This window comes from Paraburkholderia bryophila (genome assembly GCF_013409255.1).
Taxonomy (GTDB): domain Bacteria; phylum Pseudomonadota; class Gammaproteobacteria; order Burkholderiales; family Burkholderiaceae; genus Paraburkholderia.
On the sequence record NZ_JACCAS010000002.1, the window covers coordinates 1,585,615 to 1,612,177 of the forward strand.

The 26,563-nt window shown below is 62.3% G+C and carries 30 protein-coding genes; 11 read left to right on the top strand and 19 right to left on the bottom strand.

The window, feature by feature from the left end; translation table 11 throughout:
* Positions 1 to 10 precede the first annotated feature (10 nt).
* The 11 genes from GGD40_RS28240 to GGD40_RS28290 are packed head-to-tail and all read right to left on the bottom strand — an operon-like array spanning position 11 to position 9,790.
* Entirely contained in the window at positions 11 to 1,501 is a 1,491-nt protein-coding gene (locus GGD40_RS28240) for an aldehyde dehydrogenase (RefSeq protein ID WP_179713927.1), read from the bottom strand.
* A 57-nt stretch (positions 1,502 to 1,558) separates the two neighbouring features.
* On the bottom strand, positions 1,559 to 2,389 hold the full coding sequence (locus tag GGD40_RS28245) for an aspartate dehydrogenase (protein ID WP_179711275.1): 831 nt from the start codon (positions 2,387 to 2,389) through the stop codon (positions 1,559 to 1,561).
* The gene (locus tag GGD40_RS28250) at positions 2,382 to 4,040 is read right to left on the bottom strand and encodes a thiamine pyrophosphate-binding protein (protein ID WP_179711273.1); all 1,659 of its coding nucleotides are present in this window, start codon (positions 4,038 to 4,040) and stop codon (positions 2,382 to 2,384) included. Before GGD40_RS28250 ends, GGD40_RS28245 begins: the two co-directional genes overlap by 8 nt.
* On the bottom strand, positions 4,033 to 4,842 hold the full coding sequence (locus GGD40_RS28255; protein ID WP_179745881.1) for an SDR family oxidoreductase: 810 nt from the start codon (positions 4,840 to 4,842) through the stop codon (positions 4,033 to 4,035). The genes GGD40_RS28250 and GGD40_RS28255 overlap by 8 nt, the downstream gene beginning before the upstream one ends.
* Complete coding sequence (locus GGD40_RS28260) at positions 4,842 to 5,726, bottom strand: IclR family transcriptional regulator (protein ID WP_035560451.1); 885 nt, start codon at positions 5,724 to 5,726, stop codon at positions 4,842 to 4,844. The genes GGD40_RS28255 and GGD40_RS28260 overlap by 1 nt, the downstream gene beginning before the upstream one ends.
* The gene (locus GGD40_RS28265) at positions 5,723 to 6,628 is read right to left on the bottom strand and encodes an alpha/beta fold hydrolase (RefSeq protein ID WP_179745882.1); all 906 of its coding nucleotides are present in this window, start codon (positions 6,626 to 6,628) and stop codon (positions 5,723 to 5,725) included. The genes GGD40_RS28260 and GGD40_RS28265 overlap by 4 nt, the downstream gene beginning before the upstream one ends.
* A gap of 58 nt (positions 6,629 to 6,686) precedes the next feature.
* Positions 6,687 to 7,214 carry a cupin domain-containing protein gene (locus GGD40_RS28270; protein ID WP_035560458.1) on the bottom strand — a complete coding sequence of 176 codons (528 nt, stop codon included), beginning with the start codon at positions 7,212 to 7,214 and terminating at the stop codon, positions 6,687 to 6,689.
* A 26-nt stretch (positions 7,215 to 7,240) separates the two neighbouring features.
* A complete protein-coding gene (locus GGD40_RS28275; protein WP_179745883.1) occupies positions 7,241 to 8,008 on the bottom strand; it encodes an SDR family oxidoreductase in 768 nt (255 codons plus the stop codon).
* Positions 8,001 to 9,113 (bottom strand): aromatic ring-hydroxylating dioxygenase subunit alpha, encoded by a 1,113-nt coding sequence (locus tag GGD40_RS28280; RefSeq protein WP_179745884.1) that lies wholly within the window; start codon positions 9,111 to 9,113, stop codon positions 8,001 to 8,003. Before GGD40_RS28280 ends, GGD40_RS28275 begins: the two co-directional genes overlap by 8 nt.
* A 49-nt stretch (positions 9,114 to 9,162) precedes the next feature.
* Entirely contained in the window at positions 9,163 to 9,474 is a 312-nt protein-coding gene (locus tag GGD40_RS28285) for a recombinase-like helix-turn-helix domain-containing protein (protein ID WP_179745885.1), read from the bottom strand.
* A gap of 1 nt (position 9,475) precedes the next feature.
* Positions 9,476 to 9,790: a non-heme iron oxygenase ferredoxin subunit gene (locus GGD40_RS28290; protein WP_035560467.1), complete on the bottom strand. Its 315-nt coding sequence runs from the start codon at positions 9,788 to 9,790 to the stop codon at positions 9,476 to 9,478.
* Between the two features lie 440 nt (positions 9,791 to 10,230).
* On the opposite strand from GGD40_RS28290, the gene GGD40_RS28295 reads away from it, so the two are divergent.
* Positions 10,231 to 11,304, top strand: coding sequence for a porin (locus GGD40_RS28295; protein WP_035560469.1), 1,074 nt, complete (start codon positions 10,231 to 10,233; stop codon positions 11,302 to 11,304).
* 86 nt (positions 11,305 to 11,390) lie between these two features.
* Here GGD40_RS28295 and GGD40_RS28300 read toward each other — a convergent pair whose 3' ends face one another.
* Complete coding sequence (locus GGD40_RS28300) at positions 11,391 to 12,365, bottom strand: IclR family transcriptional regulator (protein ID WP_179745886.1); 975 nt, start codon at positions 12,363 to 12,365, stop codon at positions 11,391 to 11,393.
* Positions 12,366 to 12,541: 176 nt separating this feature from the next.
* Between GGD40_RS28300 and GGD40_RS28305 the strand changes: the two genes are divergently transcribed.
* Both GGD40_RS28305 and GGD40_RS28310 read left to right on the top strand, forming a co-directional pair.
* Entirely contained in the window at positions 12,542 to 12,829 is a 288-nt protein-coding gene (locus GGD40_RS28305) for a hypothetical protein (protein WP_179745887.1), read from the top strand.
* Between the two features lie 102 nt (positions 12,830 to 12,931).
* Positions 12,932 to 14,635 carry an acid phosphatase gene (locus GGD40_RS28310; RefSeq protein ID WP_179745888.1) on the top strand — a complete coding sequence of 568 codons (1,704 nt, stop codon included), beginning with the start codon at positions 12,932 to 12,934 and terminating at the stop codon, positions 14,633 to 14,635.
* Positions 14,636 to 14,765: 130 nt separating this feature from the next.
* On the opposite strand, the gene GGD40_RS28315 is transcribed toward GGD40_RS28310, so the two are convergent.
* A complete protein-coding gene (locus tag GGD40_RS28315; RefSeq protein WP_179745889.1) occupies positions 14,766 to 15,437 on the bottom strand; it encodes a DUF4410 domain-containing protein in 672 nt (223 codons plus the stop codon).
* Between the two features lie 160 nt (positions 15,438 to 15,597).
* Between GGD40_RS28315 and GGD40_RS28320 the strand changes: the two genes are divergently transcribed.
* The 3 genes from GGD40_RS28320 to GGD40_RS28330 all read left to right on the top strand — a co-directional run bounded on the left by GGD40_RS28320 (position 15,598) and on the right by GGD40_RS28330 (position 17,344).
* Positions 15,598 to 15,957, top strand: coding sequence for a DUF3564 domain-containing protein (locus tag GGD40_RS28320; protein WP_179711253.1), 360 nt, complete (start codon positions 15,598 to 15,600; stop codon positions 15,955 to 15,957).
* Positions 15,958 to 16,341: 384 nt separating this feature from the next.
* Positions 16,342 to 17,091, top strand: a complete 750-nt coding sequence (locus GGD40_RS28325; protein WP_179745890.1) for a DNA/RNA non-specific endonuclease — start codon at positions 16,342 to 16,344, stop codon at positions 17,089 to 17,091.
* On the top strand, positions 17,084 to 17,344 hold the full coding sequence (locus GGD40_RS28330) for a hypothetical protein (protein WP_179711249.1): 261 nt from the start codon (positions 17,084 to 17,086) through the stop codon (positions 17,342 to 17,344). The genes GGD40_RS28325 and GGD40_RS28330 overlap by 8 nt, the downstream gene beginning before the upstream one ends.
* Before the next feature lie 40 nt (positions 17,345 to 17,384).
* Here GGD40_RS28330 and GGD40_RS28335 read toward each other — a convergent pair whose 3' ends face one another.
* Both GGD40_RS28335 and GGD40_RS28340 read right to left on the bottom strand, forming a co-directional pair.
* The gene (locus tag GGD40_RS28335) at positions 17,385 to 18,608 is read right to left on the bottom strand and encodes a type II toxin-antitoxin system HipA family toxin (protein ID WP_179745891.1); all 1,224 of its coding nucleotides are present in this window, start codon (positions 18,606 to 18,608) and stop codon (positions 17,385 to 17,387) included.
* Complete coding sequence (locus GGD40_RS28340) at positions 18,605 to 18,907, bottom strand: helix-turn-helix domain-containing protein (protein ID WP_179711245.1); 303 nt, start codon at positions 18,905 to 18,907, stop codon at positions 18,605 to 18,607. The genes GGD40_RS28335 and GGD40_RS28340 overlap by 4 nt, the downstream gene beginning before the upstream one ends.
* 592 nt (positions 18,908 to 19,499) lie before the next feature.
* Here GGD40_RS28340 and GGD40_RS28345 point away from each other — a divergent pair.
* From GGD40_RS28345 to GGD40_RS28355, 3 genes are all read left to right on the top strand, one after another.
* Entirely contained in the window at positions 19,500 to 19,880 is a 381-nt protein-coding gene (locus GGD40_RS28345; protein ID WP_179745892.1) for a hypothetical protein, read from the top strand.
* 250 nt (positions 19,881 to 20,130) lie between these two features.
* Entirely contained in the window at positions 20,131 to 20,475 is a 345-nt protein-coding gene (locus GGD40_RS28350) for a hypothetical protein (RefSeq protein WP_179745893.1), read from the top strand.
* 2 nt (positions 20,476 to 20,477) lie between these two features.
* The gene (locus GGD40_RS28355; protein ID WP_179745894.1) at positions 20,478 to 21,368 is read left to right on the top strand and encodes a 4-hydroxy-tetrahydrodipicolinate synthase family protein; all 891 of its coding nucleotides are present in this window, start codon (positions 20,478 to 20,480) and stop codon (positions 21,366 to 21,368) included.
* Positions 21,369 to 21,430: 62 nt separating this feature from the next.
* Here GGD40_RS28355 and GGD40_RS28360 read toward each other — a convergent pair whose 3' ends face one another.
* Positions 21,431 to 22,090, bottom strand: coding sequence for a lytic transglycosylase domain-containing protein (locus GGD40_RS28360; RefSeq protein ID WP_179711237.1), 660 nt, complete (start codon positions 22,088 to 22,090; stop codon positions 21,431 to 21,433).
* 115 nt (positions 22,091 to 22,205) lie between these two features.
* Positions 22,206 to 22,925 (bottom strand): Crp/Fnr family transcriptional regulator, encoded by a 720-nt coding sequence (locus GGD40_RS28365; RefSeq protein WP_179711235.1) that lies wholly within the window; start codon positions 22,923 to 22,925, stop codon positions 22,206 to 22,208.
* 91 nt (positions 22,926 to 23,016) lie between these two features.
* Between GGD40_RS28365 and GGD40_RS28370 the strand changes: the two genes are divergently transcribed.
* Positions 23,017 to 23,556 (top strand): Mpo1 family 2-hydroxy fatty acid dioxygenase, encoded by a 540-nt coding sequence (locus GGD40_RS28370; RefSeq protein ID WP_179711233.1) that lies wholly within the window; start codon positions 23,017 to 23,019, stop codon positions 23,554 to 23,556.
* An 89-nt stretch (positions 23,557 to 23,645) separates the two neighbouring features.
* Here the strand turns inward: GGD40_RS28370 and rarD are convergent, their stop codons facing one another.
* Complete coding sequence (gene rarD / locus GGD40_RS28375) at positions 23,646 to 24,542, bottom strand: EamA family transporter RarD (RefSeq protein WP_179711231.1); 897 nt, start codon at positions 24,540 to 24,542, stop codon at positions 23,646 to 23,648.
* A 615-nt stretch (positions 24,543 to 25,157) separates the two neighbouring features.
* On the opposite strand from rarD, the gene egtD reads away from it, so the two are divergent.
* Positions 25,158 to 26,138: an L-histidine N(alpha)-methyltransferase gene (gene egtD, locus GGD40_RS28380; RefSeq protein ID WP_179711229.1), complete on the top strand. Its 981-nt coding sequence runs from the start codon at positions 25,158 to 25,160 to the stop codon at positions 26,136 to 26,138.
* Between the two features lie 126 nt (positions 26,139 to 26,264).
* On the opposite strand, the gene GGD40_RS28385 is transcribed toward egtD, so the two are convergent.
* Complete coding sequence (locus GGD40_RS28385) at positions 26,265 to 26,558, bottom strand: acylphosphatase (protein WP_073429666.1); 294 nt, start codon at positions 26,556 to 26,558, stop codon at positions 26,265 to 26,267.
* Positions 26,559 to 26,563: the final 5 nt, after the last annotated feature.

Here is a 26,563-nt window from a genome sequence, read left to right on the forward strand (position 1 = left end):
GCGTGTCGGTTTAGTTGGCCCACGCCAGCGGCGCGTCGTTCAAGCCCCAGTAGAGGCTCTTCTGCTGCATGTATTCGCGGATGCCGAGCCGGCCTTTCTCGCGTCCCATGCCGCTCTCCTTCCAGCCGCTGAACGGCGTCGAGATCGAGAACAGCTTGTAGGTGTTGATCCAGATGGTGCCGGCTTCGAGCGCGCGGGCAATCCGGTAAGCGCGCTTGTAGTCGCGCGTCCAGATGCCGGCGGCGAGGCCGAACACGCTGTGGTTCGCATCTTTCAGCAACGCGGCTTCGTCGTCGAACGGCATGGCCACCAAAACCGGGCCGAAAATTTCTTCCTGGCAGATGCGCGCGTTATTCGTGAGGCCTTCGAGAATCGTCGGCTGAAAGTAGGTGCCTTGTTCGCGGCCATCGCCGACCGGACGTTCGCCGCCGCACAGCAGGCGGCCGCCTTCTTCGAGACCCAGCGCGACATATCGCTCGACCGTTTCGCGATGCGCCGCCGTAATCAGCGGACCCATTTGCGTTTCAGCGCGCGACGGATCGCCGACGCGCAGCTTGCGCGCGCCTTCCGCGAGACGCTTCATGAACGCGTCGTAAATCGAGCGCTGCACGAACAGCCGCGAACCGGCAATGCACGCTTCGCCCGACGAACTGAAAATGCCGTACAGCACGCCGTTGACCGCATGATCGAGATCGGCGTCGTCGAACACGATGGTCGGCGATTTGCCGCCGAGTTCCAAAGAAACCGGCATCAGCTTGTCGGCCGCGATACGCGCGATGCCGCGCCCTACTTCAGTGCCGCCCGTGAACGACACTTTCTTAACCAGCGGATGACGCACCAGCACGTCGCCGATCACCGAGCCCTTGCCCGGCACCACGCTGATCACGCCCTTCGGCACACCGGCTTCTTCGCAGATGCGCGCCAACGCCAGCGAGACCAACGGCGTCACTTCAGCCGGCTTCAGCACCACGGCATTCCCGCCCGCCAGGGCCGGTGCCAGCTTCTGCGCGTCGGAAGCGATCGGCGAATTCCACGGCACGATGGCCGCGATCACACCGATCGGTTCGTGAATGCTCATGGTCAGATAGTCACCACGCGAGGGCGTGACTTCTTCGTCGAGCGTTTCGAGGCAAGCCGCGAAATAGCGGAACGTGTTGGCGGCGCTCGCCACCAGCACGCGCGTTTCGCCGATCGGCTTGCCATTGTCGCGACGCTGCAATTGCGCGAGCGCTTCGTGACGCGCCATGATCAGATCGGCGATGCGATACAGAACCAGCGCGCGTTGATGCGGCTTCAGTCCCGACCAATCCGCTTTGCGCCACGCGATGTCGGCGGCTTCGATGGCGTCGCGGGCGTCGTCGGCATTGGCCGTCGAAATTTCCATGTTGACCGACTGATCCGCCGGATACAGGCTTTTGTACGGGTTGCCACGCCCTTGCCGCCATTCGCCGCCGATGAAAATATCGCCGTTGGGCACGAGGCTGGTATCGAAGTGAGTCATGTCGGTCATTCCGGTTTGCTTGCTTCTGCTAAAGGCTAAAGGCTTAGGGCTTGACGCTTAAATCACGCAACGTGCCGCGCGATTGCGCAGCGCGCGAATCGCGCTGTAAGCGGTCAACGCGGACGTCTTCGGGTTATCCGGCAGCGGCTTGCCGCACATTTCCAGCGACATCTCGCCGAACGCGCCGCGCGCGAGGATGCGGTGCACGTTGCGCGTCACGTTCGGGTCCGCGATCAGGCGCACCGTGGTGTGGTCCAGGCCGAGACCAGCCAGCGCGATCGTCGCGGCAACATTGGCGTTCTTCGGATACAGCCGCGCCGCTTCGCGCGCACTGCCTTCGAAGATCACCGTCTCTTCCGTCAGCGCATTCAGATCGCAGACCTGTTCCGCCGGCGTGCCGAGCCAGCCGGTGGGCGGCTTGCGGCCGGTGTACAGCACTTCGTCGAGGCCGCCCAGTTTCGCGGCGGCCAGCGCATCCACGCCGCCAATCGCGCCGGAGAGCAGCGTCAGCGTCGCGTCGCCTTCGTCGGCAGCGGCGGACAACGCGTCGAGCAACAGCATGTCGGACAGCGCACCGATCGAAGCCACCGCACAATCAGTGCCGGCCTTCAGCAACGGCACCACGTGATCGACCAGCGCGCTGTGCCCCGCGCACTCCAGCGCGAAATGCGGCCGGCTGCTCAACGCGGCCACGGAGGCCACCACGTCCACGGACGACCCCACCACTTCACGCACCGACGCCATATGACGTTCCGGCACGATCACGTGCGATACGCGCACGGTCGGATCGGCGGCGACCGAGCGATACACCGCCTGGCCGATCGCGCCGAAGCCGATCATCGCGACGTCGACGGGTGCGTGATGCCCCGCGTAGCCGGCGTCATGCATGTTCCGGCTCCTCTTTCTTGACCGGCGGGCCCGCGAACGCGGTGGCGAACGAGCCGACCGACAGCATGTCGACTTCGACCAGCACAGGGCCGGCCTTCGCCATGCCTTCGCGAATGATCGCGTCGACCTGGTCGAGCGATTTGACGCGGTAGTGCGTGAGCTTCAGGCTCTCGCAGAACTGCGCGAAATCCGGTTGATGCAGATCGACGTAGCAGCGGCGGCCGCCGTATTGCGCGTCCTGAATGTTGCGGATCACGCCGTAGCACTGGTCGTTCATCAGCACGATCATCACGTTGGCGTTTTCCTGCACGGCCGTGGCGAGTTCGCCGACGTTGACCATCAAACCGCCATCGCCGACGAGACACACGGTCTTCGCCGCGCTACCCGCGAGCGCCGCGCCGATGCCCATCTGCATGCCCTGGCCGATGCCGCCGCCAAGCGCATGCACGCCTGCGCGCGGCGAGAAGATCTGCAGCATCCGGTTGCCCCAGGTGCTGTTCGAGATCGTGACGTCGCGCACCCAGTTGTAGTCGCGACCCACCGCGCCTTGCAGCGCGTCGACGAGTTGCTTGTATGGGCCGAGGCCCTTGCCCACATCGGCGACGGCGCTAACGCGTGCGGCGGCCAGATCGGCGGCGAAGGTCGGATCGACCTTCAGGCGGCCTTCGAGCAGCGTCGCCAGTTCTTCGAGTACGGCGGAGGCGTCACCGTGAATGAACATCTCGTTGCGATAACCGCGGTTGTCGGCGAGCGCGTCGGCATCGATGCGATACAGCGGCTGCGGCAGCGCGAGCTTGTACTTCAGCGTTTCATTGCCGCGTAGACGCGAACCGACGACCAGCAGCGCATCGCAAGTCTTGTAGAAACTTTCGACCGCCGCGTGCACGTTGAACGCACCGAGCGTCGCCGGATGATCTTCCGGCAGCACGCCACGGCCTTGCACGCTGGTCACCACGCCGAAGCCGAGGGCCACCAGACGTTCGACCGCCTTGGCCGCGTGACGCGTGCCGCCGCCGAGCCACAGCAACGGGCGCTTCGCGTTGACCAGTTGCTCGGCGAGTTGCGCGACGCGCTGCTTGCAATGCGTGAGCGTCGTGATGTGCGGCGCGGCCAGGTCGGCGGGCCATTCGACTTCCGCCGCCTGAATGTCGATCGGAATCTCGACGCTGACCGGACCGCTCGGCGCGGTTTGCGCAACGCGCACGGCTTCGCGGATGGTCGGGAGCGCAGTGTCGACCGAGCGCACGCGAAACGCGGCTTTCGAAATCGACGACAGCATCGCGAGTTGATCCGGCGCTTCGTGGATATACGCGAGGTCCTGATCCAGGTATTCGGTTTCGATCTGACCGGTGACGTGCAGCAACGCGGTGCCGGCGGTCAGCGCTTCGACCATCGCGCCCGCTGCGTTGCCCGCTGCGGTACCCGTGCTGGTGAACGCGACGCCGAGGCCGCCCGACACACGCGCCAGGCCGTCGGCCATGTTCACCGCACCGGCTTCGCCACGCGCGCCGACGTAGCGGATCTTGCCGCGGTTATGGATCGCGTCGAGGATCGGCATGTTGTGGATCGAGATCACGCCGAATGCGGTTTGAACGCCGCATTGCTCGAGAAAGGCGGCGATCAGTTCGCCAACGGTGGTTTTTTTAGACATGTCGTGCAACGCCTCCAGAAACATCGATATGACTGCCCGTCGTATAGGACGACAGCGTCGTAGCCAGATAAAAGAGCGCTTGAGCGGCTTCTTCGGGGTGACCGAAGCGGCCTAGCGGAATGTTTTTCTTGCGCGCCAGTTCGGCGGTCCAGTCTTCCCAGCTCTGGCCCGGCTCTGCTTGCGTCGCGTAACGGCGGCGCCACTGGCCCGATTCGACAATGCCGATCAGAATCGAATTGACGCGGATACGCTGCGGCGCGAGTTCCACCGCGAGCGATTTGATCAGGTTCTGCACGCCGGCGCGTGCCGATGACGTCGCCACCATGTGCGGCTCCGGCTGCTGTGCAAGCAGCGAGTTCACGCAGACGATCGCGGCGTTGTTGCCTGCGCCGCCCGCGTCGCGCAGCATCGGCAGGAACGCGCGGGTCGGGCGGATCACGCTGAAATACTTCAGGTCGAGTTCTTCGCGCCAGGCGTCGTCGGTGGTGTCGGCGAAGGTCGACACGCGACCCTGGCCCGCGTTGTTCACCAGCATGTCGGTGCGGCCGAAGCGTGCTTGCACCGCCTGGGCGAATGCGCTGACGTCGTCGGTATCGAGCACGTCGCAACGGCGCGCGAGAAGCGCTGCATTAGGAAACTGCGCGTTCAGCGCGGTTTCCGCTTGCGCGAGACGCTCGGTATCGCGGCCGCAGATCGCGACCGAGGCGCCGGCTCGCAGAAACAGTTCGGCAGTCGCGAGGCCGATGCCGGACGAACCGCCCGTCACCACCGCCACCTGCCCGGTCAAGTCGATTTGAATCATCAGAGCCCCAGTGCCTTCATGTATTTGCTGCCCGCATTCGGCCCATTCTTCGGCCGGTAGTTGAGCCGCTGCGAGAGTTCTTCGGCCGCGCGGCGCACCTTGTCGATCAGTCCGCTGTCCAGCAGCGAGGCGTCGATCTCATGGCGCGGAATCGTCGTCGTGATCACGGCGACGATGCGGCCGGTGTCATTCCGCACCGGCGCGCTGACCACCGAAATACCGCGCTCAAACGACGACTCGCTGATCGCGAAACCACGCTTTGCGTCGTCGCGAATCCGCTCGTACAGGTCTTCCAGCGTGATCGGCGTCTGTTTCGTGAAGCGTTCGAGTTCCGGTTCGGGATACAGCTTCTTCAGGTCGTCGAGCGTCATGTCGCCCATCAGCACCTGACCGTGCGTCGTCGCGTACGCCGGCAGACGCGTGCCGACGTTGACCTTCACCGAACTGAAAATCGGCGCATGGCTTTGTGCCTTGGCGACGAACACCACATCGCGTCCGTCGCGAATCACGATATGGCTCGTCAGACCGGTGTCGTCGCGCAATGCCTCGATGATCGGCAGGCCGAGGTCGGTCAATTCGAGCGAGCTCAGATATTCGAAACCGAGCCGCAGAACCGCGACGCCGAGGCGATAGTTGCGGTCCTTGTCGGCGCGTTCGAGAAAGCCGAGCGATTCGAGCGTTTGCAGCAGACGGAACACCGTCGTGCGGGGAATCTTCAGGCGCTTCGATAATTCCGGTGCGCCGAGAACCGGCTCGCGTGGCGAGAATTCCGTGAGGATCCTCAGACCGCGTTCGAGACCCGGCACGCGGTAGCTGGCTTCGCTACCGGTGTCGTTGCGGTCGTCGTCCGCGTCGCGCTCGGCGTTGATGAGGTCGGGCGTCATTCAGGGCTCCGTTGTCTGTCGCTCGCGCGGCAGAACGTGTCGATGATCGCGGTAGTCGCGGCGGGCGCTTCGATATAGCTGGCGTGCCCCGCATGCGGCACGACCTGCAGTGGGGTGCGCGCCGCTAGCGCGAGTCGCTCGCAGGCGGCCGGGGGCGTAATGGTGTCGTCCGCGCCGACGGCGACGTTGATGCGACCTGTGTAGTGCGCGAGGTCGGCGGCGAGATCGGCGTTGGCGAGCAGATGCGTGGCCTGTGCGTAGCCGTGCGGGATCACGCGCGACATGTTCCAGCGCACCCAGGCGCGGGCTTCGTCGTTGGCTTGCGCGGACAACATGTTGGCGCTGCGTTTTTCGGCGAGACCTTGCGGGCCGAGGTCGTTCAACATCGCGAGGCGCTGATCGCGCTTCGTGTCGCGCACGTCGGCGGAAGCCGCGCCGTAGCCGCCAGCCGGCGACAACAGCAGCAAGCCGGCCACGCGCTGCGGATACGCAACCGCAAACGCACCGGCGACGATCGCGCCCAGCGAATGACCCACCAGCACGCAACGTTCAACGCCGAGCGCGTCGAGCCATTCGTTCAAGACAGTTGCGTAGTCCATGGCGTTCGGCGATTCGGCCGCGACCGGCGTGGACGCGCCATAACCCGGCGCGTCCCACGCCAGCACGCGGCGCGTCGCGCCGAGCACTTCAAACTGCTGCACCCATGAGGCCGCGCCTGAACCGATGCCGTGCAACAACACCAGCGGCAACGCGCTGTCGCTGTCCGCGCACTCCGCTTCGCGATAACTCACCGCGCGTTGCGAAGCCAGCCCGATCTGCTGCGCCGGGAAACGCGCGAGGCGAGCTTCGAGCCCGGCGTGCGTGGCGTGCTGATCGGCGGTAACGGTTGGAACAGCGGACATGATTTCCTTCGTGGGTGTTTCAGGGTGCTTAGGTGCAACTCGATGCAACGAAGCGCGCTTAGCGCTTGAGCTTCGCGAGCGGCGAATCCGGCGGATACGTCGGCGTGATCGGCTTCGGCGAACCGAGCATCACGCACATCAGCGCGTCTTCTTCGCCGACGTTCACTTCCGTGCGGTACACGCCCGGCGGCACGGAGATCAGATCGCGCTCGCCGAGCACGGCTTCCCACGTCTCGCCGTCTTTCTCGCAGACCACTTTCATCTTGCCGCGCAGCACGAAGAAGATTTCCTCGACGTCCATATGAATATGGCTCGGGCCGATGTTGCCGGCCGGAATCACCATCGTCGAAAACGTGAAGCCGCCTGCGGGCACCGTGTTCATATCTTTCGCGACGCCCGTGCCGCCCGTGCCGACGTAGCGCATTTGCGCACGGCGGTACTTCGGGTCGTAGTCGGCCTGGAACTTCAATGCATCCCAGTCATAGCGACGCGTTTCCAGGCGCGCGACGCGGCTGTCCAGCCATTGGTCAAAGCTCGCGTCCGCGGGTTGTTCCCACGATTTGCGTTCGAGTTCGGCGTCCGCCATCTCTTTCTCCTTTCGATTCGACAAGATCAATTCATCACGAAGCCGCCGTTCACCGGCAGCAACTGGCCGGTCACGAAGCGCGCGGCATCGGACAACAGGAACAGCACGGGCCCGGTCACGTCGTCGGGCACTTGTGCGCGCGTCAGCGCGCGGCCTTGCAGGTAATACTGATGACGCTCGACGGGTACATACGCAGTGGCCTCGACTTCGGTCAGGCCCGGCGCGATCGCGTTGACGGTCACGTTGTGCGCGCCGAATTCACGTGCGAGCGAGCGCGTCATCGAGATCACCGCGCCCTTGCTCGCGACGTAGGCGAGCAGCTTCGGTGCGCCCCACATCGCCGTGTCCGACGCGATGTTGACGATGCTGCCGTGGCCCGAGTCGCGCAGATAAGGCAACGCGGCGGTGCTCATCAACCAGGTGCCGCGCACGTTGACGTTCATCACGGCGTCCCACGTGTCGACCGACAACGCGTCGGCGAACTTGCCGCCGGAGTTGGTGATCGCCGCGTTGTTGATCAGCGCGTCGAGACCGCCGAGTTGCGCCGCAGCTTGCTGCGCGAATTGCGTGATGCTGGCGGGGTCGGCGAGATCGAGCGGCAGATAGCTCACCGCATACCCTTGTTCGACGAGCGACGCAGCCAGCGCCTTGCCTTCTTCATGCAGCACGTCACCGAACACCACCTTCGCGCCGGCTTGCACCAGCGCGCGGACGAACGCCGCGCCGAGACCGCGCGCGCCGCCCGTCACGAGGACGCGCCGGCCGGTGAGCGCTGCGTGCGCGTCGTTATGCATGGCTGTGGCCTGCTTCGGCGGGTGTGGTGGCCGGGGTTTCGGCTTGCGTAGCATTCGCCGCTTGCGCGCGATGCGCGTCCAGCGCCGCAAAATCCTGTTGTGCGCGCTGACGCAGCATGCGGCGCACACGCGTCATACCGACGTCGTGCTGATAGAGGAATTCCTGATCGCGTGCATTCGGCGCCATGCTTTCCAGCACGTAGCGGTCTTGCTCCAGCACCGCCCAATGCAAGCCTTCCAGACGATTGCGATACATGAAGCGCCACGCGTCACGCTGCCAGCCGGACACTTTGCGCGTGCGCCAGAAGTACACCTGGCAGTTGTTTTCATCGACGGGAACGGCGAAGCCGATGATCCCGAAGTTGCCGCCCGGGCCGAACTTCTTCTTGTACGGAATCGCGAGGCGCATCCACAGGCAGCCGGTTTCGCCGAGTTCCACCCAGTCGAAGTTCACGTCGCGCTGGCCGACCTTTTCGAACATCAAACCGGTTTCGGTTTTGCGCACACGCATGTCGGCCTGCTTGTCGCCTTCGGCCATGGAGTGCGACGTCGCGTGCAGATACGCGCCGTGCATCGGGTCCATCACGTTGTCGATCGCGTACTGGTAATTGCACTTCCAGTTCGACATGCACAGGAAGTTCGCGTATTCCTCGCCGACCAGTTCTTCCGGCAGCGCGAGCGGCGCCGGTTCCTTATGGGCGTCGTCGCCGAACCACAGAAAGATCGCGCCGGCATGTTCTTCGACCGGATACGACTTCACGCACTTCTGGCCTTCCAGCGGACAGTTCGACACGGCCGGCACTTTCGTGACCTCGCCGCTGCCGTCGATCTCAATGCCGTGATACCAGCACGCGACGCTGCCGCCGAGATTCCAGCCGAGCGACAGACGCGCGCCGCGATGCGGGCAGCGGTCTTCGAGCGCGCGCACCTGGCCTTCCTTGTCGCGCCACAGCACGATCTGATCGCCGAGGCGTGTGATGCCGACCGGCGCATCGCCAACTTGCCAGCTCGGTGCGACGGGATACCAGTAATTACGCAGACCTTTGTCCAGATAGGACTGGATCGGATCGGCCGCGCTTTGAGTCGTTGTATTGGGGGACGTCATCAAAAGACTCCGGAAACGAAAGCGATGAAGCGTGTTCGGGAAAGCGCGCTTATTCGGCGAGCAGGCGGAATTCGGCGGCGAGGCGGTCGGCGTCCCACGTGTTGCCTTCCGGCGTGCGGAAGCCCACGCGATTCAAACCGTCGACCACTTCCTGCAACTCCACCGCGCCGGCGTCGAACACTTTTTCGAGTGCGTCGCCGAAGTCGTTTTCGTACTGGGTCGGCTCAGTCTTACGCGTTTGCCAGATGAAGTTGCCGGTTTCGCCCGGCTTCTCGATCACGCCCTTGCCGGCGACGTTGTTCGGCTGCGGCGCGAGCCACGGCTTCAGGAAGGGATTGAAGTTCACGATTTGTTCTCGCATGTCATTCCACCTTGATCTGGATTTCTTCGCCGGCGAGTCGGACCGAATACATCTTCAGGTCGCGGCCACCGGGCTCTTTCAGGCATTTGCCGGTCGGAATATGGAACACGGCTTCGTGCAACGGGCATTCGACGGTGTCGCCGTCGATAAACCCCTGCGTCAGCAACGCGAACGCATGGGGGCAGACGTTTTCCAGCGCGTACAGCGCATCGCCCACCTTGTAGATGCCGATCTCGGTGCCGTCGAGCTTGAACTCGATCGGCGCGTCATCGGACAGGTCGCCGGCATGGCCGGCGCAGCGCCATTGTTCAGTCATTTCTCGCCTTCTCCTGAAGCCTTATGTTCCACCTAAGGAACATCAGTTCGTGTATGGATAATTATAGGAGTGGCTTCAGCGAGAAAAAATAAAAATCTGAACCGCCTGGGGAAAACACCGACTGTGGCTTTCGCAACACAGCATTGCGTGATCTGGCCGAAATCCTCGAATCGCGCGCAGCGCCTTCTAGCGCTTGGTTGAGACGTTATTGGCAGACAAATCGAAAAGCACCGATGCGGGTTTGTACGGGGTCCGAAAATTTATTTTGACCACTTCTAGAGTCACTATACTTTCCATAGGCGATACGGACGCCCATAGGTGGAACATAAAGCGGTGCAGTTTTGGCGCATAAACCCAAAGCTGCAATCAACCCCAAAGCAAGGATCAGGGACGACGACATCGGCGCAGGCCAATCCGTCGTGTGATCAGGAGAACCAACTGTGAAGCACATCATTGCGGCCGGCTTGACGGCAATCTGCGCAACAACTGGCGCGTGGGCGCAGAGCAGTGTGACGCTATACGGCAGTCTGGATGCCGGTATCGCGTACATCAGCAATGCGGGCGGTAGTTCGAAGTGGATCGAGGAACAAGGCAACATGCAGCCGGACCGCTGGGGCCTGAAGGGCGTCGAAGATCTGGGCGGCGGGCTGAAGACGGTTTTCCAGTTGGAAAACGGCTTCTATACGAACACGGGCGCCTTCGCTAAGGCGGGCGTGCTGTTCAATCGGCAGGCGTTCGTGGGTCTAAGCTCGGACAAGATCGGCACAGTGACGCTCGGCCATCAGACGCCGTTCAGCTTCGACGTGCTGGGTCCGTTGAGCACGGCTTATCTGGCCGCCAGTTGGTACGCGTTCCACCCGGGCAATATCGACGAACTCGCCGATACGGGCGTCGTGCCGTTCGACAACTCGGTGAAATTCCGTTCGGCGAGTTTCAACGGCTTTTCAGTCGGCGCGATGATGGGTCTCGGCAACACGACCAACTTCTCGACCGGCAAGACGCTGAGCTTTGCGCTTAGCTACGCGAACGGCCCGTTCAAGGCCGGCGCGACGTATGCGAACGAGCACGACCGCACGCCGTCGATCATCACGACGGGCATCACCAACTTCCAGGGGGTGGCCGCGGCGACCTACACGGCGGACAAGGTCGAGAACATGGGCGCGGGCGCGTCCTACCAGTTCGGCAAGTTGCTGGTGCATGGTCTGTACACCCGCGTGAAGCTGGAATACGCCGGTCATTCGAACACGTACCAAAGCTACGATGCGGGCGCGAATTATCAGTTCACACCGTTCAATAGCATTGCCGGCGGCGCCGCGACCACGACGCTGGCGGGACATCGCTGGACGCAGTTCGAGATCGGCGATATCTACGCGCTGTCAAAGTCGACGCAGTTGTACGTGAATGCGCTGTATGAGCGCGCGGGCTCGAATACGGACGCCGCGTTCTTTACCGCGGGTGTGTCGAGCGGCCGGAATCAGACGATTTTCCTGACGGGGATTCATCACTCGTTCTGATGCTGGACGGTAGCAAGAATGAAAAAGCGCGCGAGTCGGCTGTGAACACAGCCTGACTCGCGCGCTTTATTTCGTCAGCGGCAGAATCAGTTTGCCGCAACCGGCCTGCGACGTGCTTGCGCCGCGGTCGCATCGTCCGCACGCGGACGATAGCTCAGACGTTCGGACAATTCGAGCGCCGCCTGGCAGACCGCGATGATGAGCGGTTCGCGCTCCTCGGCCTCGCCGATATCCGAACGCGGAATCGTGACGGTCAACGCGGCGGCAATCTTGCCGCTCTGATCGCGCACCGGCGCGCTCACCACCGAAATACCCCGCTCGAACGACGCTTCGCTCAACGCATAACCCAGTGCGGCGCTTTCGCGCACCCGACCGTACAGTTCTTCGACGGTATTCGGCGTGCGTTCGGTGAAGCGTTCGAGTTGCGGCTCGGGGTACAACTGACGCAGTTCCTCGAAACTCAGATCGCCCATCAACACCTGACCATGCACGGTCGCATGTGCCGGCAGACGGGTGCCGACATGCACCTTGACGGAGCTGAACATCGGCTCGTGGGTTTGCGCCTTGGCGACGAACACCACGTCGCGCTGATCGCGAATCAACAGATGCGTACTCAGGCCAGTGGCGTCACGCAGACGTTCGAGAATCGGCGTGCCGACGTCGGTCAGTTCGAGCGAACTCAGATACTCGAAGCCGAGCCGCAACACGGCGACGCTCAGCCGGAAATAACGATCGCCATTCACGCGTTCGAGAAAACCGAGCGCTTCGAGCGTCTGCAATAAGCGAAACGTGGTGGTGCGCGGAATGCCGATCCGTTTCGACAATTCGGGCGCGCCGAGCACCGGCTCGCGCGCGCTGAACTCAGCGAGAATCCGCAGGCCGCGCTCGAGGCCCGGCACGAGATAAGTCGATCCGCCGGAGCTCTCTTCGTCGGTGGAATCGTGGGACTCGGCGCCTTCCATCTGGGCCGGCGACAGTGCATCGTCCTGCGAAATCGAGGCCGCCGCGCCACGTGGCTTTGCCTGCTTGCGTCCCACTCCTGTTTGCTCTTCTTTTGCCATCTTGGCTGCCGTTTCTGCGGTTCATCGTAGTCAGATCAACATCATAGCGCGAAGCACCCGGCGGTCATTTATCGGCGCCGCACCCCATTCGCGCGGTGCTATCCTTTGATGCGGTCCACTGCGCGCCGCCTCACCGCCGCGCTTTCGCTCCGCTCAAGCGTCCGGAGGCCACGCTCATGTCCGATTCCATCCAGATTCAGGTTGCCGACTCGCATCTTTATCCGGGCTGCGCGGTACGCATTCCGCATTTGCCCGAGTCGGCCCGCGAGGCGGCCGCCATCGTCGAATTCGCGGATGGTTCGGGCGCAAACGCGACCTGTCACCGCCGCGCGCTCGACGAACTCGAATTGGCCGTGGACCGCTATGCGACACAAAAGCGTCACCCTGTTGATAGTCGGCAATGGCTGCTGCTCGCCGTCGATGCAACGCACAGCAGTTGGCGCGTCAAGCGCCGATTGCCTTAGGCCGCGTCTTGCGGCTCGCCCGGATCTGCCACCGTTGGCGCACGCGCACGTTCTCACCGTGCGCCGCGCCAGCGCCCGTCACGCCCACTTTGGAAACGACCGATGACCGACCACGACTCCACCCTGCCGCCCAACGCCAACAACGCTGATCACACCGACAACGCCCCCGACGATCCCGAACGCCGCCGCGTTCTCACCGGGCTCGCGGCGGTCGGCCTCGGCATCGCGCTGGCGGGCTGCAAGACTGAGCAAAGCCTGTCGAGCGACGGCGCACCGCGCAGCGCCGCCGACTTGCGCCTCGACGCCGCGCTGCACGATCAGGTCAAGCACATCGTGGTGATCTATGCGGAAAACCGCAGCTTCGCGAATCTGTACGGCAACTTCCCCGGCGTGCAGCATCCGCTCGACGCCGTCAGCGCCGAGCGCTATCTGCAATTCGACCGCGACGGCAAAACGCCGCTGCCGCGTTTGCCGGCCATCTGGGGCGGCCTCGTGCCGCAAGCGCAGGAAGTGGATGGCAAGCGTTACATGATCGCGCAGAAGGACCTCGGCAATCTGCGCAACCAGCCTTTCCATATCACCGATGCGCAAGGCGCGCCGCTGCCCAACGGCGTGATCACACGCGACCTGGTGCACCGTTTCTATCAGAACCAGATGCAGATCAACGCCGGCCGCAACAATCAGTTTGCCGCGTGGGGCGATTCCGGCGGCCTCGTGATGGGGCACTACCGCAATTCCGCCGACACGCTGCGTCTATGGAATCTGGCGCAGCAATACACGCTGTGCGACAACTTCTTCATGGCGGCTTTCGGCGGTTCGTGGATGAACCACATCTTTCTGATTTCGGCGCAGCCGCCGTTCTATCCGGACATTCACAATAGTCCGGCGAAAAAACTGGCTTCGGTGGTGGAAGGCGACGATCCGACCGGCACGCGGCTGAAGCTCGCGGCAGACTCGCCCGCGTCCGCGCTCGACGGTCCGCCGAAATTCGTCAACGACGGCGCGTTCACCGCCGACGGCTACGCCGTCAACACGATGGCGCCGCCGTATCAGCCAAGCAATGTGCGTCCGGCCGAAGGCGGCAATCCCGCGTTCGCGGATCTGTCGAATCCGCGTGTGCTGCCGCCACAGAACTACGCGACGATCGGCGACCGGCTGACGGACAAAGGGGTCGACTGGGCGTGGTACAGCGGCGCGTGGCAATACGCGCTGGACCACCAGGATACGGGCGCGGTGCCTGACTTCCAGTATCACCATCAGCCGTTCAACTACTTCGCCAATTACGCGCCGGGCACGGCCGCGCGCAGCCAACATCTGCGCGATGCCGGACTCGGCAACGACGCCACGAGCAATCGTCTGATCGCGGATATCGACGCGGGCCGTTTGCCCACGGTCGCGTTCTACAAGCCGCAAGGCGATCTGAACATGCACGCGGGTTACGCGGACGTCGAATCGGGCGACCGCCACATCGCAGCGGTGATCGACCACCTCCAGCGCGGGCCGCAGTGGGCGAATACGGTCGTGATCGTCACCGTCGATGAAAACGGCGGCTGGTGGGATCCGGTGTCGCCGCCGAAGGGCGATCGCTGGGGTCCGGGCTCGCGCATTCCGGCGCTGGTGGTGTCGCCGCTCGCGAAGAAGGGCTACGTCGATCACACGGTGTACGACACCAATTCGATTCTTCGGCTGATCACGCGCGTGCATGGGCTGGCGCCGCTGGACGGCGTAGTGGCGCGCGACCGCGCGTTCGCGAGTAATGGGCTCGCGCCACTGGGGGATTTGACGGGGACGTTGGATCTGGCTTGAGCGAAGGGGCGACGCAAGTTTTTGGTTTTTTCGCGCGCGGTGCGTTACGTGCGCTGCGCGTGAACCGTGCGCTGCGCTCGCGGCTAAGTGCCGCTGCTGGCGCTGCGCTTAGCCGCTTTACGTCGTCTTACTACGCCGCGCCATGCAGTTTGGCGATCACCGCGTCCGAGATCTCCTGAGCGGTTTTCTCGATCGTCTTTTTCTCGTCGCCTCTAGACATCACGAACTTCGCGGCGATCACGTAAGGATTCAGCTTGATGACCGCGCCTGGCTTGTTCTTGCTGTCGGCCTCTTCGACAGCCTGGTACAGCGGCGGCAGATCGGCCGCCCCCAGGCTATCGCACGACACCGCCACCTGAATATTGTTCTGGCCGGCGCCGAAGCCGACCATCGCACGGCGCAGACGATTGCCGTCGTCGACATTCAGAAACACGCCGCGCACTTGCCAGCCCGCTGGTGGCAGCGGTTGTCCGGGTGCGCTGCGGCGCGCATCCACACCGCCCTTTTTCAAATCGTCGGTCAGCGCGTCTGCCATTTCGTCGACGATGTGTTTCGCGTGGTCCTGCGGATTTTTATCCTGCCCCAATGGACCCGGCCCGCTCGGCAGCAAACCGCGCAGACGACGCACGCGCTGCCCTGGGCCGCTGTCCGGCGTCACGTTCGCGACGTCGAGGTCGAAGTCGGCCACATAGACAATCGGCGCCGGTGCGGCGAACGGCGCGTTGTCCGCCGCGACGCAAGACATCGCTGCCGCAGTCAGGCATCCCATCACCACCGTGTACCGCAGCAATCGATGCAGCATGGCGCGCCTCCGCGGACGTCATCACGACGCGGCTATCGTACCGCCGCGTGCGTGGTGCGTTCGTTTTTTTCGTGTCGGAACCTGATACTTCTAGACTTGAATAACGCACGTCGCCGCCTAGACTGGTATAGCTAAACTTCGCAATCTGTACGGAACTGCCATGCGCCTAACCATTCTCATCAACGGTTCGGATCCCACCGTCAGCCACGACTACGCCGTTCTATGGCTCGACACCGAAGAACATCGGTGGTCGAGAGAGGCGCATCAAGGGATCGATCTTCCGCCTTGGGGCGAGTTGCACGACGAGGACGGCGTGACGACCCTCTGTGCGCCCAGCACGGATGCGCCGCTGTGCACGTTGCGCGGCTTGCATGTCGATCGCAAGCAGCGCGTGAGCGCGGCGCAAGGGTCCGCCGCGTGGACCGCGCTGCCGACGCGCGCGCCGACAAGCGGATTCTGGCGGCTGCAGGCGGTGGATCGTCAGACGGTCCATGCTGAGAACAGCGTGTTCGGTAATTGAGTTCTGGCGCTTTCTTTCTGTCGGTCGGAATGGCTTTGTGCCGGTGTGAGTGCGGGTTTTCTGGCGAGAAATTCGCACGTGCGTTCGCGTCTTCGCTGGCTGAACTTCTCTCGTTGAATTTCGCCGTTTACGCCTTTAAGCCCATCTTAAGTTTCCATCCGTAGAGTTGGAACTCCACGCATTAGGGTCGCTGCAAAGCGGCCCGTTTTTTTTGGTGCGACGTGATTGCGATCACGTCGCGGACTTCACGCCTGTGCCTCTTCTCTAACGCTACGTACGGAATACCACTCCGCTTTCTTCTTCCGGTTTTTCGCAGTATTTGGCATCGCTCGAACCGCACTGGCGACGCTATACTTGCGCCCCCATCCCTCGACCGACCGACACATGAAGAAGTGGTTTGCCTGTCTGTTATTCGCTGTTGCCGCACACGCGAGCGCAGCGCCCTCCTGCACCGAGTTCACTCCAAACGCGCAATGGCCGGTTCTGACCAATCAGAAGATGGCGCCGAAAACGCGCATGCTTTGCTATAGCGATTTTGCAGTGCTGCATTCCGGTCTCACGCACGGTCCGTTGTGGTCCGCCGAGCATCTGACGCGCGACCATATCGAAGCGGCCAAAGACATGGTGCGCACCAACAAGTTCTTCGAAGACGCGCGCTTGCCGGACGGCGAAGGCGCGACGCTCGCGGACTATAAGCGCAGCGGTTTCGATCGCGGTCATATGAGTCCGGCGGGTAATCGCTGGAATCAGGAGGCGATGGCGCAGTCGTTCTCGCTGGCCAACGTCGTGCCGCAGGATCGCGAGAACAATCAGCGGCTGTGGGCGCGTATCGAAACCTCCGTGCGCAAGATCGCGATGTCGTACGGCGATACGTATGTGGTCACGGGTCCGCTCTTCAACGGTCAGCAGTTGCAGACCATCGGACCGACGCGCGTGTTCGTGCCGACGCAGTTGTTCAAGGTCGTCTACGTGCCGTCGCGCAAACTGGCCTTCGCGGTGATGGTGGACAATGTGTCGACCAACCGTTACGACATCAAGACGATTCACGAACTCGAAGCCGCGTCGGGCATCCGTTTTCCGGGCATTCCGGAGAACCTCAAAGATCAGCGACCGGGAGGACTAAAAGGTGTTTAAACCCTATTCGAACGACGACGACGTGCTCAACATTCAGGGCGACGCGTTCACGGTGAGCAACGGTACGACGCGCGTCGTGCTGAACGGCACGCTGGAATTGCCGCAAGATCAGGCCGGACTGAAAGCGGCACTTGCGCTTAAGGAAGCGGTGGATGCCGTCGTCGCCGCGTTGCAGGCGCAAGCGAATCTGCCCGCGAAGGTGAAAGACGAACCGGATGTGAAACCGGGTGTGGTGCGGAATCCGTTTCAGTGACGTCGCACAAACTGGCATGCGCGGCCTGATTGCCAGGCCATCAGACCATCCGCGACTGATTCTCTTTAACGGCACGCTCCATCATGTCCAGCGTTTCGCTCGTGATAGGCAAGCCGTCGGCAAATTCCCGGAATGCTGACGCGAGCGTAGCAATACGTTCGATGGCAAGCGATGCAATTCCCGGTTGGACACCGGTCATGCTTGCAAGCTTCATCAGATGCTCGCGGCCGGGCGCCCTTGCCTCGCCGCAGATGTCCATCTGATGCTCACCGCCAGGGCCGCCGTTGAATGTCAGGTCATACGCGGGCGAAAAGCGCCAGCGGTCGTCCGATGCCATCACGAAAGAAAAGTTTTTGGCATGGTCATCGCGGTTGTTGAATACGACGTTGAACACGCACCGCTCAAACGCTTGCTGAACCTCGCGTGCGTCGCGCGTCATGAACTGCGTCAACCGCAAAAGCGTGACGTAGTCCATCTGCGGCACACGGAAATCGGCGTGAGCCACGCCTGCTGCCGTATGCATCGGCACTCGCTTGCCTTCAAAGCGGTCGAACCTCTCTATGCCGAACGCCGATAGCGAGGGGCCAAGATCAAAGTAGCGGGTCACGGGGATTCGAAGATCACACGCCGCAGCGATTGCGCCGTACATTGCCTCGACAGCACAAACCTCCTTGTCGTCGAATTGCGCTGGGAATTTCACCAGCCACGGTGTCCCGGCACCCTGCTCGGTATTCAACATCCGGTTGGAATCCGGATCGAAGTTGACCAGAACCTTTGGGCGGGCGCCGTGTGGCGAGCCACCCATCAAAGCCAGCTCGCGCAAGAGTGGCTCGCTGCCATCGACCATGACCTGCCGGACATCTTGAGCAAGCGTGATGAGTTCGACATCCTGAGGATCGAGCGCTTCACCGTCGTTCGGCTCAAAGGCGAGCGCACCCATCGCTTTTTCGCCGATGAACGCAAGGCGGTCAAGCGGAGACATGCGCCGTGTGTCCCAGCCCTGCTTGCGGAACAGCCGGTCCATCAAGAGCATGCCCCAGCCGTCCGGCAACGCGTCGCTCACGAGTCCCGGCAACCCCAACTGATGCGCCGGAAAGTTTCCGTAGGTGATGGGTGCAAGCGGCATCTTGAACGGAGACAGGTTGAGGCCTCGCTGTAACGCCGCCGCTGAGTATTCGAACAGAAGGTCAGTGCCGTCGTCAGCCAACTGACCGAGTTCGAAACGCTCGCCCCAACCCGCGTAAATGACGCTGAGTTTCTTCATGACGATCCCCGGGAAGCACGCTGACGCCTGACGCTGGCAGCCTCCATTGCCTGAATCGATCTCGGCTTCGTATTGAACACGCTGCCCAGCTCGCCCGCGAGGCCCAAAGCCATGACCGCGCGAAGGAAGTTGTCGAGCGTTGCCTGTCCATTCAACTCGATATTGCGAAGCGCCCGCGCCGATATGCCCGCGCGGCTCGCGAGTTCCTCCTGTTGAAGGTTTTGGGCGAGGCGATGTGCGCGAAGCCGCTGGCCCAGTTCGCGAGCAACCTCTTGAGAACTTGCAAGTTCAAAGTTCATTTTTGCGCTGGTTAGGTGGCCGAATTGCAGTTTATCGGCAATATTTTACTGATTAATCGGCGCAAGGTCAAATTTATATCACGAATTAATCGGCGTAAATTTGCTTATTAATGTCGATTATAGCATTTAATCGTCGAATATTTACCGGTTAAATGACCAAGGCGCCTCGATTTGCGACGCGACGTCTGCGGCTCATGTTCGTGCTACGACGCCGGTCGAGGCGGCACAGTTTCCACACTTTTTGCCACTGGCTTCATCATGCGGAACTAGTCAAATCTATGTGTATCGCAGGCAAGTGCAATGCCGTTTTTTAAACTCCTGAACGTCGCTCTCCCCCAAGCAGTTGGTCCTCGCGCCGTTCGACAACACGACGGACGAAGCAGTCGCAAATTTCATCCTCACCTTTGCCGAGTCAACAGCGCGTTGCCGCACGCAACGCCACCCCATGATTCAGCACCCCGACATGTTTCAGCCGTTACGTTTTGTCACCAGAGCGTCGTCAACTCCTGTCTTCCGGTCAACGTTAAACCGGCAGCGCTGAACACATTCAGCCACGATACAAGAAACCACCGGTTTAACCAGGAGTAACACCATGAAGACGCTTTTCGCCGCTCTCGCTTCCGCTCTCGTCGTGTCGACCGCATTTGCTCAAACGGCCGCACCGTCCGCCGCGCAACCGGCACAACCCGCGCAAACGCAGGCCGCCGGTCAAGCGAACCTGAAGGCCAGCACCGCCGTGCAAACCGGTGCAACGGACGAAGGCACCGCGACGACGAAAGCGCCGACCAAAGCCGCGAGCAAGTCGCATGTGAAGAAGGTTGCCGCTCACCACACGGCCAAGCCGCATAAGGTCACCAAGAAGGCCGCAGTCGATACAAGCGCCGCGAAGAGCAAGACGGAGAGCGCGAAAGAGGCCAGCAATGCCCCGGCGAAAGTCGACGGCGCAAAGACCGACACGACCAAGACGCAATAACACGTGATCGGTTTCGGCACGCATCGGCCATGCATGGGTAGTTAATCGAAGCCGCACTGTGCCGTTCAGGGAGGGCGAGTCTAAGGACTCGCCTTTTTTTATGCGCGTCTCGCAAGAGAGCATGCGTCCATCGTCAAAAAGTCCGCATGATTTTTTCAATCGACACGCGAATTTTTGCACTGCGTTTACCCGCGGAAGTCTAATCTCGAACTGTCTTGATCAACCCTGGCGTCGACGAACGCCGGATTAAATGGCACTCACACAAACCATCGATAGCTTCGCTCCGCAACCGCTCAACGCGCCGCCGGCCCCGTCACGCAACAACGTTTTTCCCTTCCCCTCGGCGCGCGTGCGCCTGCAAGTCGCTCTGCCGCATCTCCCGCACGACCTTCCCGGCGTCCAGCTGCGCGCACTGCTTCACTCGCCGCTCGGCGTGTATGTGATCAGTACCGAAGCCGATCGTGACGAAGTACATGTGCAACTCGACATTGCGCGCGACGATCTCGACTTCACTCTGCACACTCTGATCTCGACCCTCCCCGCCGCGTTGATCGGCCCCGTGAAGCGCGGCAGCACGGCCGCAAAGGTGCGTTGATCATGTTCTCCGGTATCTGGTTGCCTATCGTTACGCCGCTGCATAACGGCGGAGGCGGAGTCGATGTCGACGCGTTGCAGCGCCTCGCCGACTACTATCTGCGCACGGAAATCAGCGGTTTCGTTGCGCTGTCCACGACAGGCGAAGCCGCTTTGTTACAGGAAGCCGAACGTCTCACCGTGCTGCAAGCGCTCGCGGAAGTGATCGGCCAGCGATTGCCGATGCTGATCGGCGTCGGCGGCTCGAACACGCGTGATGTTCTGCACGATATTCAGCGCTACGAGCGTTGGGATTGCGCGGGCTATCTGGTGTCCGCGCCGTCGTATGTGTGTCCGGATCAGGCCGGCGTGCAGTGGCATTTCGAACAGGTGGCACTCGCCACCGAACGCCCGATCGTGTTGTACAACGTGCCGCACCGAACCGGCGTGACGATCGCGCCGGAGACGGTCGCACGGCTCGTCGAACACGCGAATATCGTCGCGATCAAGGAGTGCGTGAGGGAACACTTCGAGAAGCTGAGCGCACTGCCCGTCAACGTACTGTGCGGCACCGACGAAGCCTTCGACGACTGCCTGCATCACGGTGGCGCCGGCGGCATTCTGGCCAGCGCGCATGTCTGTGCGGATCTGCTGGTCGCGGTGCAGGAGCTGATCCATTCCGATCGCGCGACGGACGCGCGCACGCTATTCGCCAGTCTGCTGCCGGTGTTGCGTCTGCTGTTCGCGGCGCCGAATCCGTCGGCCATCAAGGCTATGCTCGCCTTCGATCATTCACTCAGCGACGAGACACGCATGCCGATTACGCGTGCGTCGGCGCAACTCGTCGAGCGATTGAGCACGGCGCGCGACCGCTTGCAGGATCTGCGCGCCGAGTTTGCCGGCGCGACGAACTAAGCGGTTCGTCTTCCACGTCGCCGTACCCATCACGAACTAAAAACGCGCCGCGAATGGCTTCTTCATTCGCGGCGCAGACTCGCGTCGAAACTTTGCATGCGCAACACAACACGCCGCGCGTAGCCACGACCGCCGCCGCTATAGCGAAGCAAGGCGGCTTCGAGATCGCCGCCGCTCGCGTCGAGGTAGTCGCGCAGAATCGTCGTGCCGATACGCACGTTGATCGCGGGATCGGACAGATCGGTCGTCCCGGCGATCAATTGCGGATGTGCCGCTGGCAGCACCTGCATCAAGCCGCGCGCGCCGGCAACGCTCACCGCGTGGCGATCGAAGCTCGACTCGACCGACATCACCGCGAGTAGCAAGACCGGCGAGATCGCGTAACGGTCGGCTTCCGTCAACACGGCACGCGCGATCTTCATCGATTCCATCGGCGCGACGCGGAATTGCGCGCGTAGCATCGCGGTGATGTCGCTGAGCGATGGGAGCGTGGACCCGGGCGTCGAATCGCTCGTCGAGTTGCTCATTGAAGCGCTGATCGAATGACTTGCGACCGCAACCGCAATCGGTGTGGCCACCGCCGATTGCGCATCGGCCGCCTGCGCGGCAACGCCGAACGACAGCGCGATCGCCGCGAGCATCGTCGTCAGGCGGGATGCCGGGTTAGTTCGCCCGGCTTGTCGTTGTCTCTGCACACCATCCAGAACGCTATTTCCATGCATGTTTTCGCTTCCTGACCCGGAGTGTCTCGACCTTACCGGGCTTGGTATAGCGAATCGCCAAAGAAACAGGGGCGCGCCGTAAAATGCTTATAAAGATGCCGCGCGATCCGGCACATCACTCCGCAGCAAGATCGAGCTCCGCCAGTGCGCCGAGTTTTTTTGCATCGATAATTTCTATCTCGGCGTAGCCGAGCTTCAACGCCCCTTGCGTTTCGAACTGCTTCAGCACCTGGTTGATCGTCTGACGCGACAACGCCAGCATCATCGCCAGATCCTCCTGCGGTACCTTCAGCACGCGCCGCAGTGCGCCAGGTTCGCCATAACCGCCCGCCATCAGCAGTAACCGGCGCGCCACGCGCTGCGCGGCAGGCAGTAACGCGGCTTCTTCGATCGCGTCGAACGCGAGGCGCAGCTTTTGCGTCAGCAGCAGACCGAACACGTGCCAATACGCGGGCGACCGTTCTAGCATCGCGGCAAGCACGGCGCGCGTTACGTGAAACAGCACGGAATCGCGTTCAGCATACGCGTTATGGGTTCGCGGCCGATTGTCGAACAGCGCGATCTCGCCGAACCAGTTCGCCGGCTCGATCACGGCAAGCAAGGCTTCCTTGCCGGCCGAACTGGCCGCGCCAATTCTCACCAGACCGTCGAGCACGCAATAGAGGCCGTCGTCGGCGTCGCCCCGCGTGAAAAGCCGCTGCCCGGCAACGAAGCGCTCCACGCGCCCCGCTTCGATCAGCCGCGCCTGCATGTCGGCCGGCGCCGAGCGAAACCACGCGCTGCGCGCCAGCAGCGCGCTCAATTCATTCTCGTTCGATGAAAAACTCGCAGTCATAGGACGGCATCCGTGCCCGATTGTCGGCTACCCGATGGTTTCAAATTCCGCTGCCCGCGATTATGCTGACTTTGACGGACGAGGGGCATCCATGAGAACGCTGACGCAACAACTCACGCAATACGCGGCTTACCACCGCGACCGGCGCAATATCGCCACGCATTTCATCGGCATCCCGATGATCGTGGTGGCGCTGGCGGTTCTGCTGAGCCGTCCCGCTTTCGCCGTCGGCGCGTTGCCATTTATGTTATCGCCGGCGTGGTTGTTGTTCGGCGCGGCGACCGTCTATTACCTCGTGCTCGACGTGCCGCTCGGCGTGATGATGGCTATCGTATCGGTCGTGTGTGTCGCGTTCGGGCAATGGATCGCCGCGCAATCCACTTTGATCTGGATTGCGACCGGCGTTGGCTTGTTCGTGGTCGGCTGGGTGTTTCAGTTCGTCGGCCATGTGGCTTATGAACACCGCAAGCCGGCTTTCGTCGACGACGTGATCGGACTGCTGATCGGCCCGCTGTTCGTTCTCGCGGAAGCGTTGTTCGGCTTCGGCTGGCGTCCGGCGCTGCGCGAAGCGATCGAGGCGCAAGTCGGCCCGACGCGTATCAATGCGGAGCGGGCGGCGGCGCATCACTGATGGCGTATGGCGTAGCGCGGCAACGCTTAGTACGTGTCGCGGCGGCCCATCATCATCAATGCGGTCCGCTGCGACATGCTCAACGCGGGTCAATTCGGCGCCAGTCGAACCAGACGCACACTATGCAACGCGGTCAACGCGACCGCGATCCAGATCGGGATATACGTGGCCAGTTGCGCGGCGTTCAGCGTTTCGCCGAGCAGCATGATCGAAACCAGCACGAGCAACACCGGCTCGACATAACCGAGAATGCCGAACAACGCGACCGGCAACAAGCGGCTCGCCTTCAGATACGAAGCGAGCGCGAGTGTGCTCAACGCGCCGAGGCCCGGCAGCAATAAAAACCACATGTCCAGGCGGCCGCTAATCGCCGCCAGCGAACCGCCGCTGATCGCGAAGACGATCGCTGCCGGCAGTAGCAACGCCATTTCGACGGTGAACATGGCGAGCGAATCCTGATTGATTTTGCGGCGCAATACGAAGTACGGCGGATAGCCGAGCGCAACGAGCAAGGTCGGCCACGAGAAAGCACCAGTCATCCACAGTTCATGGGCGACGCCCGCGGCGGCGCAAATCACCGCGAGCCACTGCAAACCGTCGAGACGTTCGTGATAGTAGAAGCGGCCGACCAGCACCATCACCAGCGGCAACAGAAAATAGCCGAGCGAGACTTCAAGCATGCGGCCATGCAGCGGCGCCCACAGAAATACCCACAGTTGCGCGCCCAACAGAACAGCGCTGACGATCATCGCGACGCCGAGTTTCGGCTCGGTCACCATGCGGTAAAGAAGCTGCCGGAGAATCGGTAGGCGCTTACGCAACGCGACCAACAGAAGCGCGCCGGGCACAGTCCAGATGATCCGCCACGCAAAGATGTCGAGGCCGCTGAGCGGTGCGAGCAGCGTTGCGTAAGCGGACAGTAATGCAAACATCGCGGACGCGCCGACAGACAACGCGATACCGCGCTTTGGGTCATACTGGTTCATTGCACGGTCCGCGGCGCGATCGCGGTAATGGGCGATGCAGTTGCAAGTACCGTTGCAAGCGATGTTGTTTGCAGTGCAGCATCCGGCAGCGCGGCGTGGCGGTTCTTCATTAGCGGCATGTCTCTTAAGCAGGCAGTGCAGTACGGCGAGTTGTGTCGACGAGCTCACTGCGTTCTAGTTTTTCAGTAGTTTCATCAGGCAACGCAAGCCGGCATTCTAGACGGGTTGGTCATACGCGGCTTTGCGCTTTCCCGTCGACAGGCTGCAAATTATTCCGTGCGCATCGCGTATCGATGCACTAGAACTTAACTTCACGCGCGACGAGCCAGGCGTGGGCTGTTCAAACGGCAGCGTCTCTCGCAGCCGCCCAAGCCGGCTCAAGCGCGAATCTTGCTACGAAGTCTTGCGACGCTGTTCGCCTTGTCGTTCGCAACGCCCCGCTGAAATTTCTGATGGGCGACACAGCTTGTGCAGCATCCCCGAGCCGAGCCGGCACAACACGTCCAACGGACGAGCCCGCCCGCCTCTTTCGCGGCATGCATCGACAGCGTTTCAACATGCCTGTCACCGCCCTGCCGGCAACTCCGCTCATTGAATGTGACTACTGGAGCCACCATGACCCAGCCAGCCCTATCGCACGATGCCTCACCCGACTTCCGCTCCACCTTCGCCGCTGAAGTCCGCGCCGGACTCACGCACACGCCGCAAAAAGAACTGCCGTCGAAGTATCTGTACGACGAAGTCGGCTCCGCGCTGTTCGAAGTGATCACCGTGCTGCCCGAATACGGCGTGACACGCGCCGAGGAGCGGCTGCTCGCGAAGCACGCGGCGGACATCGTCGCGCATTTGCCGCATGACGTGACCGTCGCCGAACTCGGCAGCGGCAGTGGACGTAAAACGCGGCGCATTCTTGAAGCGCTGTGTAAAAAGCGCCCCACTTCTTACTGCCCGATTGAAATTTCGCGCAGCGCGTTGCAGTTGTGCCGGCGCGAACTGGGGGACATCGAACGGATTTCGATTGTCGGTTATGAACGCGACTATCTCGCCGGTCTGGCCGAAGTCAGCAAGGACCGCGCGGCGGACGACCGGTTGCTCGTGCTGTTTCTCGGCAGTACGATCGGCAATTTCGGCCGGCTCGCGGCCACGCGTTTTCTGCGCGACATCCGCAACATGCTCGCCCCCGGCGACGCATTGCTGCTAGGCACCGATCTGATCAAGCCGACGCCGGTGCTGATCGCAGCGTACGACGACGCGGTCGGTGTGACCGCATCGTTCAATCTGAATCTGCTGGCGCGCATCAACCGTGAACTCGACGGCGATTTTCCGCTCGAGGCGTTCGAGCACGTCGCGCGTTTCAATCCGGACGCGCGCAGCATCGAAATGCATCTGCGTGCGAAGCGCGATATCACCGCACACGTCGGCGCCGCGCAGTTGACGGTGTCGCTGAAAGCGGGCGAAACGATCTGGACCGAGAGCAGCCACAAATATCGCGCGGAAGAAATGCCCGCGATCGCCGACGACGCCGGTTTCGTATGCAGCCATCAGTGGATCGAAGATGAATGGGGGTTTGCGGAGAGTCTGCTGGTAGCGCGCTAAACGCGGACACCGACACGGGTCGAACCGCGAAGCAAAGCCGATTCACCAGCGCAATGAACAAGGCGGGCCGCCATCGGTGTGATGGCGGCCCGCCTTTTTTCATTCAGCGCGGTGTTGTCGATTCGCTCAGTGCTGCTCGAAACGCTCGAAACGCTTTTCGGTCGCGCGTTCTTCGCCGGCCACCTCGGTGACGCGCGCCGCCGGCGGCCCATGCCGCAACCACGACAGCATCCGGTCGACCTGATTGGCCGAGCCCTGCAACATGGCTTCGACCGATCCGTCGTCGAGATTCGCCACCCATCCTTTGATACCGAGCGCGTGAGCCTGCCGCACGGTCGCGTGGCGAAAGCCGACGCCCTGCACGATGCCGCGTACGCGCACGTAATACGTTTCGATCCGCTGATCCAGATCCGGGGCCATGCCGT